The organism is Micromonospora sp. NPDC049257 (genome assembly GCF_040678915.1).
GTDB classification, from domain to species: domain Bacteria; phylum Actinomycetota; class Actinomycetes; order Mycobacteriales; family Micromonosporaceae; genus Micromonospora; species Micromonospora antibiotica.
The window spans coordinates 59,950-72,726 of the sequence record NZ_JBFAQU010000028.1; the positions used below are offsets into that span (position 1 = coordinate 59,950).

Sequence of the window (12,777 nt, forward strand, 5' to 3'; positions counted from 1 at the left end):
ATTCTCTCGCGGCGTCGGACAGTCCAGCATCCGCGCCGGCCAGATGTCACACCGCCGAGGCAGGATGGGGACGTGACGAGGCGGGGCAGGGAGGGCACGGCGGACCCGGACGGCACGGCGGGCAGGGCGAACCCGGCGGGCCCGGCCGGCGCGGGCGACGGCCGGGAAGTGCCGGCCGGCTTCGCCCCGGCCACCCGGGAGTGGTTCAGCGCCGCCTTCGCCGCCCCCACCGCCGCCCAGCTCGGTGCCTGGACCTCGGTGGCCGCCGGCCGCAACGCCCTGGTGGTGGCACCCACCGGCTCGGGTAAGACGCTCGCGGCGTTCCTCTGGTCGCTCGACCGGCTGGCCGACGCACCGCCGCCGGCCGACGCCCGGCGACGCTGCCGGGTGCTCTACGTCAGCCCGCTCAAGGCGCTCGCCGTCGACGTCGAGCGCAATCTGCGCGCTCCGCTCGCCGGCATCCGGCAGGCGGCCACCCGGCTCGGTGTGACCCCGCCGGACATCACCGTCGGGATGCGCACCGGCGACACTCCCGCCGACCAACGCCGGGCCTTCGCCCGCACCCCGCCGGACATCCTCATCACCACCCCCGAGTCGCTGTTCCTGCTGCTCACCTCGGCGGCCCGGGATTCGTTGCGCGGCGTCGAGACCGTCATCCTCGACGAGGTGCACGCCGTCGCCGGCACCAAACGCGGCGCCCACCTGGCGCTCTCCCTGGAGCGTCTAGACGGGTTGCTGGAAAGACCCGCCCAGCGGATCGGCCTGTCCGCCACCGTCCGGCCGATCGACGGGTGCGCCCGGTTCCTCGGCGGTGCCCACCCGGTGGACGTGGTGCAGCCGGCCACCCCCAAGACGATCGAGGTGAGCGTCCAGGTCCCGGTGGAGGACATGACCCGGCTCGACGAGACCGAGCAACCCCTCCAGGACGACCTGGGTGGGCCCGGCCCGCGCCGGGCGTCGATCTGGCCCGCCGTGGAGGAACGGGTCCTCGCGTTGATCCGGGCACACCGCTCGACCATCGTGTTCACCAACTCCCGGCGCAGCGCCGAACGGCTCTGCGCCCGACTCAACGAGCTGGCCGCCGAGGAACAGACCGTCGGAGCGCCGGCCGCCGATGACCGGGCCGTCGGGAAGCCGGCCGACGCCGCCGCCGGACCGCCGGCCGAGGTGATGGCCCAGTCGGGCACGGCGACCGGGGCCGATGCGGTGATCGCCCGGGCCCACCACGGCAGCGTCTCCCGGGAGGAACGCAAGCAGATCGAGGAGGCCCTCAAGTCCGGCCGGCTGCCCGCCGTGGTGGCCACCTCCAGCCTGGAACTGGGCATCGACATGGGCGCGGTCGACCTGGTGGTGCAGATCGAGGCCCCACCGAGCGTCGCGGCCGGCCTGCAACGGGTCGGCCGGGCCGGACACCAGGTGGGGGCGGTGTCCCGGGGGGTGGTCTTCCCCAAACACCGGGGCGACCTGCTCTCGTGCACGGTGGTCGCGGAGCGGATGGCGACCGGCGCCATCGAGGAGCTGCACTACCCGCGCAACCCGCTCGACGTGCTCGCCCAGCAGATCGTGGCCATGGTCGCCCTCGAACCCTGGTCGCTCGGCGACCTGGCGGTGCTGGTCCGCCGGGCCGCGCCCTTCGCCGAGCTGCCCGACTCGGCGCTGCACGCGGTGCTCGACATGCTCTCCGGCCGCTACCCGTCGACCGCCTTCGCGGAGCTGCGGCCCCGACTGGTCTGGGACCGGGCCACCGACGTGCTCACCGGGCGGCCGGGGGCCCAGCGCCTCGCCGTCACCAGCGGCGGCACCATCCCCGACCGGGGCCTGTTCGGGGTGTTCCTGGCCGGTGCGCAGCGCGCCGCCCGGGTCGGTGAGCTGGACGAGGAGATGGTCTACGAGTCCCGGGTCGGCGACGTCTTCCTGCTCGGCTCCTCGTCCTGGCGGATCGAGGAGATCACCCCCGACCGGGTGCTCGTCTCCCCCGCACCCGGCCAGGCGGCCCGGATGCCGTTCTGGAAGGGCGACCAGCTGGGCCGGCCGGTCGAGCTGGGCCGGGCCATCGGCAGCCGGATCCGGGCGTTGCTGCGCCAGGACGACGCCACCGCCCTGACCGCCCTGCGGGCCGGTGGCCTCGACGACTGGGCGGCCGGCAACCTGATGGCCTACCTGCGTGAGCAGCAGGCCGCCACCCGCTCGCTGCCCGACGACCGCACGGTGCTGGTCGAACGGTTCCGCGACGAGCTGGGTGACTGGCGGCTCGCCGTGCACAGCGTGCTCGGGGCCCGGGTCAACGGGCCGTGGGCGCTGGCGATCGGCCGCCGGCTGGCCGAACGCTACGGCGTGGACGCCCAGGCGATGCCCTCCGACGACGGGATCGTGGTGCGGCTGCCGGACACCGCCGACGAGCCGCCCGGCGCCGACGTGGTGGTGTTCGAGCCCGACGAGATCGCCCAACTGGTCGAGGAGTCGGTGGGCACCTCCGCGCTGTTCGCCGCCCGGTTCCGCGAGTGCGCCGCCCGGTCGCTGCTGCTGCCCCGGCGTGACCCGCGCCGCCGGCAGCCGCTGTGGCAGCAACGCCAGCGCGCCGCCCAACTGCTCGACGTGGCCCGCGAGTACGCCGACTTCCCGGTCACCCTGGAGGCCGCCCGGGAGTGCCTCCAGGACGTCTTCGACCAGCCCGCCCTGGCCGGTCTGATGCGCGACCTGGCCAGCCGCAAGGTCCGCCTGGTCGAGGTGGAGAGCGAACGCCCCTCGCCGTTCGCCCGGTCGCTGCTCTTCGGCTATGTCGGCGCGTTCCTCTATGAGGGGGACGCGCCGCTGGCCGAGCGGCGGGCCGCCGCGTTGGCGCTGGACTCGGCCCTGCTCGGGGAGCTGCTCGGCCGGGTGGACTTGCGCGAGCTGCTCGACCCGGCGGTGCTCGCCGAGACCGAACGGCAGTTGCGCTGGCGCACCGACCAGCGTCGACCCCGCGACGCCGAGGACGTCGCCGAGCTGCTGCGGGTCCTCGGCGACCTGACCGAGGCGGAGCTGGCCGAGCGGGGCGTGCCGGTGGAGTGGCCGGTGGAGTTGGCGGCGGCCCGCCGGGCGCTGCGGGTCCGGATCGCCGGCGAGGACCGCTGGGTGGGCATCGAGGACGCGGCCCGGCTGCGCGACGCGCTCGGGGTGGCACTGCCGGTGGGGGTGGCCGAGGCGTACCTGACGCCGGTGGCCGACCCGCTCGGCGACCTGGTCGCCCGGTACGCCCGCACCCACGGGCCGTTCGCCGCCGCGACCTGCGCCGCCCGCTTCGGGCTCGGGGTTTTCGTGGTGGAGCAGACTTTGCGTCGGCTCGCCGCGACCGGGCGGGTGGTCTCCGGCGAGTTCGCCCCGGACAGCGTGGGCACCCAGTGGTGCGACGCCGAGGTGCTGCGGCTGCTGCGCCGCCGGTCGCTCGCCGCGCTGCGCCGGGAGATCGAACCGGTGCCGCCCCGGGTGCTGGCCGGCTTCCTGCCCCGCTGGCAGCAGATCGGCTCGTCGGCGCGCGGGGTGGAGGCGGTGGCCGCCACGATCGAGCAGTTGCAGGGCACGGCGGTGCCGGCGTCGGCGTGGGAGCGGCTGGTGCTGCCCGCCCGGGTCGCCGACTACTCCCCCGCACAGCTCGACGAGCTGTGCGCCGGGGGTGAGGTGGTCTGGGCCGGCTCGGGGGCGATCTCCGGCGGCGACGGTTGGATCACCCTGGCGTTCGCGGACGTCGCACCGCTGCTGCTCCCCCCGCCGGACGACACCTTCGCCGGCACCCCGTTGCACGCCGCCGTGCTGGACGCGCTCGCCGACGGGCAGGCGTTGTTCTTCCGCCCGCTGTCCGACCGGGTGGGCTCCGACGACGACACCGCCCTGACCGCGGTGATCTGGGATCTGGTCTGGGCGGGGCAGCTCACCAACGACACCCTCGCCCCGCTGCGGGCGGCGCTCGGCGCGGGCGGCGCGCACCGGTCCCGCCCGGCCGCCCCGCGTACCCGCTACCGTCGCCCGGGTCGGGTGGCGCTGCCCAGCCGGGGTGGCCCGCCCACGGTGGCCGGGCGCTGGTCGCGGCTGCCGGAGCGGGACACCGATCCGACCCGACGGGCCGCCGCCCTGGCCGATCTGCTGCTCGACCGGCACGGGGTGGTGACCCGGGGCGCGGTGGTGGCCGAGCAGGTCGTCGGCGGGTTCGCCGCCGTCTATCCGGTGCTCGCCGCGTTGGAGGAGCGCGGCGCTGCCCGGCGGGGCTACTTCGTCGAGGGGCTGGGCGCGGCGCAGTTCGCGGTGCCCGGTGCGGTGGACCGGCTGCGGGCGCTCGCCGAGCCGACCGACCGGGGCCGGGGGCGCGGCGACGGGCCGACCGTGGTGCTCGCCGCCACCGACCCGGCCAACCCGTACGGCGCGGCGCTGCCCTGGCCGGAACGGGCCGTCGACTCGGGCGACGACGCCGCACCGGGCACCGGGCACCGGGCCGGCCGCAAGGCCGGGTCGGTGGTGGTGCTGGTCGGCGGTGACCTGGCCCTCTACGTCGAACGGGGTGGGCGGACCATCCTCTCGTTCACCGCCGAGCCCGACGCGTTGGCCGCCGCCGGCAAGGCGCTCGCCGACGCGGTGCACTCCGGGGCGTTGGGGGCGATGTCGGTGGAGCGGGCCGACGGTGGGGCGGTGCATTCGTCCCCGCTGCGCGACGCGCTCGCCGCAGCCGGTTTCCGGGCCACCCCCCGTGGCCTGCGCCTGCGTGGCTGACCGGGCAGGTCACCCCGCGCCCGCGCCGCCCCCGCCGCAGTCGTCCGGGCCGGGCGACACCGGTCGGGGTGACCCCACCGGCGTCGACCGGCCCGGGCTGCGGCAGTCAGCCGAGTTTGGCCAGTACGTCGTTGTAGCGCTTCTGCTCGGCGGCGCTGGTCCGGGTGCCCAGGTAGTTGAGCACCACCGCACCCGACCGGTACGCCTTGGTCCCCCACACGTCGGTCTGGTTGGTGGCGCTCGCCTCGTCGGGGAAGACGTAGACGGAGACGGCGTCGGTGACGAGCAGCTGGGCGCAGCCGACCCCCGCACCGTTGGGTCCGCAGTCCTTGGACCGGTCGCGCGGGTCGGGCGCCTTCAGGCCGGCGGCCGTGAACGCGTCGACCACCTTGCGGGCGGCAGGGGCGCTGGTCTTCTTCGTCGGCAGCACGAACGGCGGGGTGGAGGGGCTCTCCCGGGGGGTGGTGCCCGGCTTCGCGGTCTTCGGCGGTCCGTCCGCCGGGGCGGCCTCGGTGGTGGCCGGGGCTTTCGCCCGGCCGTCGGCCCACGCCCCGCCGTCCCGCTCGTCGGCGGGGTCGTCGCCGCAGCCGGCCAGGGCCAGGGCGACGAGGACGGTGGCGGTCGTGGACAGGATACGAAGGCGTTTCGTCACCCCGGCAGTCTGCCGAACCCGCTGCGGGGACGGCACCGGCCGGTCGGCCGATCGGGGTGTCCGGTCAGTGATAGTCGGCCCGCCGCACTAGCCTGCCGGGCATGGCCCCGTCCCCCTGGATCTCACTGACCACCGACTACGGGCTCACCGACGGGTTCGTGGCCGTCTGCCACGGGGTGATCGGCCGGATCGCCCCGACCGCCCGGGTGATCGACGTGACCCACCTGGTGCCGCCGGGGGACGTCCGGCGGGGTGCCGCGGTGCTCGCCCAGGCCGTGCCGCACCTGCCGTACGGGGTGCACGTGGCGGTGGTGGACCCGGGGGTCGGGACGTCCCGGCGGGCGGTGGCCCTGGTCACACCGGGCGGGTTGCTGGTCGGGCCGGACAACGGGGTGCTGCCGGCGGCGGCGCAGGCGTTGGGTGGGATCACCTCGGCGGTGCAGTTGACCGCGCCGGGGTGGCTGGCGGCGGAGGTGTCGGACACCTTCCACGGCCGGGACGTCTTCGCCCCGGTGGCGGCCCGGTTGGCTCTCGGTGGCCCGCCGGCCGACGCCGGGCCGCAGGTCGACCCGGCTTCCCTGGTGATCCTGCCCCCGCCGGTGCTGCGCCGGGAGGCCGACGGGTTCACCGCCGAGGTGCTCAGCGTGGACCACTTCGGCAACGTGCAGCTCGCCGCCGGGGCGGACCTGCTGGCGTCGTTGCCCGCGGCGGTGCAGGTCGACGGTCGACCGGCGGTCCGGGGGCGGACGTTCGGGGACGTGGCACCCGGTTCGCTGGTCGTGCTCGTCGACTCCGCCGGCCTGGTGGCGGTGGCCCGCAACGGGGGTCGGGCGGTGGACCTGCTCGGGGTGGCCCCGGGTGCCACGGTCACGGTGCGGGGGCGTATCAGGGGGTGAGCTGCGCTCCCTGGCCGACGTCCGGTGTGGAATGCTGCTGCGGTGGGTGAAGTGTGGGTTCCGGTGGGCTGTCCCTGTTGTGCGTCCCGGACGGGTGGGGGCACCTGTCCGGTCTGTTTCTGGACCGATGACGGCCAGGGTGACGCCGATGCCGACGTGGTGCGGGGCGGGGCGAACGGTGAGCTGAGTCTCACCCACGCCCGGCTGAACTTCGCGGTGTACGGCGCGAGTCACCCCCGTTACCAGGACATGGTCCGCCCGCCCCGCCCGGACGAGCGGCCCTGAGCCGACCCGCCCCCTGACCCGCCGGGTCGGGGAGGGTCCCGTCAGCGGTGCACCGGTCAGCAGGGTGACACGGTGCCGCCGTACACGGTGGACACGTAGGCGTGGCTGACGTACTGACCGCCGGCCAGCCGGTTCCACCGGTTGGTGGTCCGGTACGTCCCGGCGACCGTCTGCCCCTTGACGTAGCACTGGATCGGCACGTTGGCGTGCGTGGCGGCCAGCCCCCGGGTCGGGTACGAGGTGCCGGGGCCGGTACGGACGTTCAGCGGCCCGGAGCCGATCACGCCGCGCGGGCCGGAGCCGGTCCACAGGTAGGTGACGTCCACCCAGGCGTTGTCGGTGAGCAGCAGGCCGTCCCAGAAGGTGCCGTCGGCGAGGTCGATGCCGGCCGGGTTGAGCACGGTACGGCCGAACTGGTCCTTGCCGCCGTTGTAGCCGTACTGGTAGGCGGCCTGTGCCTCGGGGCGGCCCTGCGGCAGGTCCTTCCAGTTCTCCCGGACGGCGGCGGGGTTCCAGTAGTCGTCCCGGGTGTTCCACGGGCCGACGTCCCACACCGGCGCGTACTCGCAGCGGCTGCCGCTGGTGGTGCAGACCCGCACGGTGTAGTCGCCGGTGTCGAGCGGGGAGAGCCCGCGCCGGGACGGCAGGGCAACGAAGTGGTCCCGGGGTTGGATGGTGCGACCGTTGGCGGTCACCCCGCCGACCTCGCCCTCCCGGGTGGCGAAGACCCGGTAGCTGCGTACGGCGGTGGGGGCGGGTTTCTGGACGGCGGCGGTGTCGGCGGTGAGCTGGACCGCGCGTACCGAGGCGGCGGCCTTCGCGTCGCGGGTGGTGAGCAGCACCCGGGCCTGGACCCGACTGACCGGCCGGTCGAAGGTGGCGGGGGCGGTGCCGGCCTCCCGCCACTCGGTCCAGCCGGTGGGCTGCCAGCCGCGCACCTGGACACCGACGGCGGTGCCGGTGGGGGCCTCGGCGGTGAGCGCGGCGTGGACCCGGTTGGCCGGGCCGGCGAGGGTATACGCGGGGGCGAGCAGCACCCCCTCGGCGACCGACGCACCGAGGGCGGCGGGCCGGTTGTGTCGGGTCGGGCGGGGGTCGGCCAGGCGCAGCCGGCCGGCACCGAACCGGACGTTCACGTCGTCGCCGCCGACGACGGCGAGGTCGACGGACCATCGCTCACCGGTGGTCGTCGTGCCGCTCTGCCGCCCGGACCGCGACGGATCGGGCGCGGACCGGTCCAGACCCGACCGGTCAGGCGCGGAGCGGCCGGGGACGTGTGGTGCGGCGTACGCGGTGGCCGGGGCGAGCGCGCCGACCAGGGTCACGGTCAGCAGACCGACCAACAGGGACGATGAGGCACCACGAGGGCCGAAAGCCATAATATTCTCCTCAGAACTCTCCAATAGTGCATTTTTTCGTAGATCGACAGGAAGCACGCTACAAATAGCGATACATGCGAATTCTGCTCGGACGAGGGAGAATGCTGGGGTGCCCGAAGGAGACACCGTCTGGAACACCGCCCGCGTCCTGCACCGGGCGCTCGCCGACACCCGGCTCACCAGCAGCGACTTCCGGGTGCCGACGCTCGCCACCACCAACCTGTCCGGCTGGACGGTGCGCGAGTCGGCCAGCCGGGGCAAACACCTGCTGCTCCGGTTGACCGCACCCCCACAGGCGGCCCCGACCACCGCCTGGACGCTCCACTCCCACCTGCGGATGGACGGCGCCTGGCGGGCGTACGCCCCGGGGGAACGGTGGACGGGCCGGCCTGCGCACCTGATCCGGGTGGTGCTGCACAGCCCGAAGGCGGTAGCGGTCGGTTACCACCTGCACGAGCTGGCCCTGCTGCCCACCGCCGACGAGGAGCGCCTGCTCGGGCACCTCGGCCCCGATCTGCTCGGCGACGACTGGGACCCGGCCGAGGCGGCCCGTCGGCTCGCCGCCGCGCCGGAGGTGACCATCGGGGAGGCGCTGCTGGACCAACGCAACCTGGCCGGGGTGGGCAACCTCTACAAGTGTGAGCTGCTGTTCCTGCGCGGGATCTCCCCCTGGACGCCGGTCGGCGCGGTGCCCGACCTGGCCGGCACGGTGACCCTGGCCCAGCGGTTGCTCGCCGCCAACCGGGGCCGGTGGACCCAGAGCACCACCGGCTCGCTGCGCCGGGGGCAGACCAGCTACGTCTATGGCCGGCGGGCCCAGCCGTGCCGCCGCTGCGGCACCGCCATCGCCAAGGAGGAGCTGGGCGAAAGGGTCACCTACTGGTGCCCGACCTGCCAGCCGCCACCCGCCCCGACCCCGGCGGCCGGCTGAGCGGGCGCGACCGACGCCGGGTCACCTCCCGCCTGGCGGGACGACCCGCAGACACGGACGAATGGGTAATTCCTATCCGGCCGCCGACGTCGCATGCTGCGGTGGAGTGCTCACCGTTCGTAACCACCGGACGCGACCGCCCACCACGCCGGGGTGTGGGGCGGCGGGTCCCCGTGCCCGGGGAGAGCCATGGCCCTGTTTCGCAGACTGCGACCACACTGGACGACCCGGGTCGTCCACACCGACCGGCCCACCGTGCCGGCGGCCCGCACCGGCGCAGCCGGTCCCACCCCGGCGAGCCTCGACCCGGCCGCCGTGCCGCACTGCTTCGGGCCGGTGCCGAACTTCGCCGGCAGCCCGCTGCCGGTACCCGACCCGCAGGGCCGGGCGGTCACCGGCACCGGGCTGCGCAAGTTCGTCGACGCACTCCCGGTGCCCGGCCCCGCCGGACGCACCGAGCTGGGTGGTCACCTGCCCGTCGCCACCCCGGACACGGTCAGCTGGCCGGGCTGCGACTACTACGAGATCGGGCTGTCCGAGTACACCCAACGGTTGCACCGGGACCTGCCCACCACCCGGCTGCGCGGCTACCGGCAGCTCAACCTGGGCACCGACCCGGACGGGCACAACACCGTCGCCCCGCCGGAGCGGCCCTACCACCTCGGGCCGTTGATCATGGCGCGGCGGGACCGCCCGGTACGGATCAAGTTCATCAACCAACTCCCCACCGGCCCGGCCGGGGACCTGTTCCTGCCGGTGGACACCAGCCTCCCGGGGGCCGGGGCGGGGCCGCTGGAGGGGCCGGCGCCCTACCCGCAGAACCGGGCCGTGTTGCAGTTGTCCGGCGCGCACACCGGCTGGATCAGCGCCGGCAACCCGTGGCAGTGGGTGACCCCGGCCGGGGAGATCACCCCGTACCCGACCGGGCCGGGCCTGACCCACGTGCCGGACATGCCGCCCCCCGGGGCGGGGGCCACCACGCTCTACTACCCGAACGCGCAGAGCGGCCGGCTGATGTGCCTGCAGGACAACACCCTCGGGTTGTCCCGGTTGACCGTCCTGTCCGGCCAGTTCGCCCTCTATCTGCTCACCGACCCGGTCGAGGACGAGCTGGTCGCCGACGGGGTGCTCCCCGCCGACCAGCTCCCCCTGGTGATCCAGGACCGCACCTTCGTCCCCGACGACGCCCAGCTCGCCGCCGAGGACCCCACCTGGGACCGGGACCGCTGGGGTACCCGGGGCAACCTGTGGCACCCGCACGTCTACCAGCCCCGGCAGGACCCGTACCGCGACTGCGGGCGCAACCCCACCGGGCGCTGGGACTACGGCCCGTGGCTGCCCGGCGCCGACGACCGGGACGCGCCCCGGGTCGGCCCGGTGGACAACCCGCACCACGATCCGGTGGCCGCCCCGCAGGAACCCCCGCAGGCCCCCGGGGTGCCGCACCCCAGCGCCGTGCCCGCGGCCTACGGGGACACCATGCTGGTCAACGGCGTCGCCTACCCCTACCTGCGGGTACGGCCGACGGCGTACCGGTTCCGGATCGTCAACGGCTGCGCCGACCGGGCCCTCAACCTCCAGCTCTACCGGGCCCGCTCCGACGGGCCGATGTGGCGGGCCGACGGGAGCCTGGCCGACGCCGACGCCGGTGAGGTGCCGATGGTGGACGCCGTGCGTACCCCCGGCCGGCCGGCGGACTGGCCCACCGACGGCCGCGACGGCGGGGTGCCCGACCCGGCCGCCGCCGGCCCACCGATGATCCAGATCGGCAACGAGTGCGGGCTGCTCCCCGCCCCGGTGGTGGTGCCCAACCGCCCGGTCGGCTACCGCTACGACCGCCGCGACCCGACGGTGCTCAACGTGGACTCGGCCGCGCTGCTGCTCGCCCCCGGTGAACGGGCCGACGTGCTGGTCGACTTCTCCACCCTGCCGCCCGGGGCGACGGTGCTGCTCTACAACGACTGCCCGGCCCCACTACCCGACGCCGACCCCCGCTACGACCGGCACACCGCCGCCGGGGACCACCGCGCCGAGGGCGGCGGCCCCACCACCCTGCCCGGGTACGGCCCGAACACCCGTACCGTGCTCCAGTTCCGGGTGACCGGCACCCCGACCCGCCGGTACGACCTGGACCGGCTCGCCGCCCGGCTGCCCGCCGCGTACGCGGCCAGCCAGCGCCCCCCGATCGTGCCGCAACGGGAGTACGACCGGGCGTTCGGCACCACCACGACCCCAGGGGTCGTCGCCCCCGCACACGCCACCTCGGCCACCTTCACCCCACCCGGCGCCGCCGCAGCGGTCACCCTGCCGATCCAGATGAAGACCGTCGGGACGGTCTTCGAGTCGGAGTACGGCCGACGCGCCGGCCGGCTCGGGGTGCCCCACCCGAAAGCCAGCCCGCTCGGCCCGGTGACCCTCCCGCTCGGCCCGACCGAACCGGCCACCGAGATCCTCGTCGCGGCCGACCCGACGGCCGGCGCGGACGAACCCGCCGACGGCATCCAGCTGTGGCGGATCAGCGGCACCGGCCGGCAGACCCATCCGGTCCGCTTCGACGGCTGCGACGTGCAGGTGGTCCACCGCATCGGCGGCGACGGCACGGTCCGCGCCCCGGACGGCGGTGAGCTGGGCTGGAAACAGATCGTCCGGATCAACCCGGCCGAGGACCTGGTGGTGGCCCTCCGGCCCGAGGTGCCGCCGCTGCCGTTCAAGGTCGCCGACAGCCGGCGGCTGCTCGACCCGACCCGACCGACCGGGGTACGCCTCGACGCCGTCGGTGTCAGCCCGTTCGACGGTCGTCCGGCGACGGTGGTCAACCATCCGGTGGACCTGGGGTGGGAGTTCCGCTGGGCCAGCGCCGCAGCGGGGTTGCGGGACCTGGGCATGAGCCGACCCCTGGTGCTGCGGGTCTCGCCCCGTGCGCCGACCGGGTTGACCGCGACGCCGTTGCCCGGTTCGGCGACCGCGCTCCCGGCGATCGCGCTGGCCTGGACGGGCAACGGCAGCCGGCCGGCCGCCACCAGCCACCTGCTGCAACGGGCCACCGACGCCACCTTCGGCACCGGGCTGACCACCATCACCGTGGCGGGTACGGCGACCCGCTACACCGACGCCACCATCACCCCGGGGGTCACGTACCACTACCGGATCCGGGCCGAGAACGCCGCCGGCTGCTCGGCCTGGTCGAACAGCAGCCCCGCGTCGGTACGCCTGCCCGCCCCGAGCGGACTGGCCGCGACGGTGCCGCCGGCCGCGCCCCTGCGGGTGGCGCTGCGGTGGGTGAACCGTTCCTTCGCCACCGGCCTCGACGTGCAGCGGGCCACCAACCCGACCTTCACCAGCGGTCCGGGCACCACCGCCGTGCCGGTGACCGACCGCCACCTCGATCCGGCGGTCGCCCCGGACACCACCTATTACTACCGGGTCCGGACCACCTACCTCGGTGCGGCGTCACCGTGGTCGACGGTGGCGACGGTGACCACCCCGGCGGTGCCGGAGACCCCGACCAGGGTCGCCGCGACGGTCGGCGTCCCCGCGCCGGACACGGCGACGGTGTCGTTGACCTGGTCGGCGAGCCTGCCGACGGGGCCGGGGGCGGGGTTCGTGGTGCAGCGCGCGGTGGATCCGCAGTTCGCCCGGGAGGTGGCCAGCTTCACCGTCACCGGCCGGAGCTTCACCAACACCGGTCTGGCCCGGGGCGTCACCTACCACTACCGGGTCCGCTCGTTCACCGTGGTGGGCAACTCCCCCTGGACCGGCCCGGTGTCCGTCCACACCCCCCGCTGAGAACGACCGCCGACTCCGGCGGGCGACCCGACGGACCGGCCGGGTGGGCAGGGCGACCCGGCCGGTCGGACGCTGCGGTCGGCTGCCCGCCCGGGCGGGCAGCCGGGC

At 75.3% G+C, this 12,777-nt stretch carries 7 protein-coding genes; 5 read left to right on the forward strand and 2 right to left on the reverse strand.

Annotated elements, in window-relative coordinates; genetic code table 11:
* The first annotated feature begins 168 nt into the window (after nt 1-168).
* Nucleotides 169-4,740, forward strand: a complete 4,572-nt coding sequence (locus AB0K25_RS27555; protein WP_363823495.1) for an ATP-dependent helicase — start codon at nt 169-171, stop codon at nt 4,738-4,740.
* 106 nt (nt 4,741-4,846) lie between these two features.
* Here the strand turns inward: AB0K25_RS27555 and AB0K25_RS27560 are convergent, their stop codons facing one another.
* Nucleotides 4,847-5,392 (reverse strand): hypothetical protein, encoded by a 546-nt coding sequence (locus tag AB0K25_RS27560; protein ID WP_357537812.1) that lies wholly within the window; start codon nt 5,390-5,392, stop codon nt 4,847-4,849.
* Between the two features lie 101 nt (nt 5,393-5,493).
* Between AB0K25_RS27560 and AB0K25_RS27565 the strand changes: the two genes are divergently transcribed.
* A complete protein-coding gene (locus AB0K25_RS27565; RefSeq protein ID WP_357537814.1) occupies nt 5,494-6,288 on the forward strand; it encodes an SAM-dependent chlorinase/fluorinase in 795 nt (264 codons plus the stop codon).
* A gap of 63 nt (nt 6,289-6,351) precedes the next feature.
* Complete coding sequence (locus AB0K25_RS27570; protein ID WP_067302767.1) at nt 6,352-6,573, forward strand: CPCC family cysteine-rich protein; 222 nt, start codon at nt 6,352-6,354, stop codon at nt 6,571-6,573.
* A 56-nt stretch (nt 6,574-6,629) separates the two neighbouring features.
* Here the strand turns inward: AB0K25_RS27570 and AB0K25_RS27575 are convergent, their stop codons facing one another.
* Nucleotides 6,630-7,952 carry a hypothetical protein gene (locus tag AB0K25_RS27575; protein WP_363823482.1) on the reverse strand — a complete coding sequence of 441 codons (1,323 nt, stop codon included), beginning with the start codon at nt 7,950-7,952 and terminating at the stop codon, nt 6,630-6,632.
* Nucleotides 7,953-8,061: 109 nt separating this feature from the next.
* Between AB0K25_RS27575 and AB0K25_RS27580 the strand changes: the two genes are divergently transcribed.
* Together AB0K25_RS27580 and AB0K25_RS27585 are read left to right on the forward strand one after the other, a co-directional pair.
* Nucleotides 8,062-8,883: a zinc finger domain-containing protein gene (locus AB0K25_RS27580; protein ID WP_219468545.1), complete on the forward strand. Its 822-nt coding sequence runs from the start codon at nt 8,062-8,064 to the stop codon at nt 8,881-8,883.
* 189 nt (nt 8,884-9,072) lie between these two features.
* A complete protein-coding gene (locus AB0K25_RS27585) occupies nt 9,073-12,669 on the forward strand; it encodes a hypothetical protein (RefSeq protein ID WP_363823485.1) in 3,597 nt (1,198 codons plus the stop codon).
* The last annotated feature ends 108 nt before the right edge of the window (nt 12,670-12,777 follow it).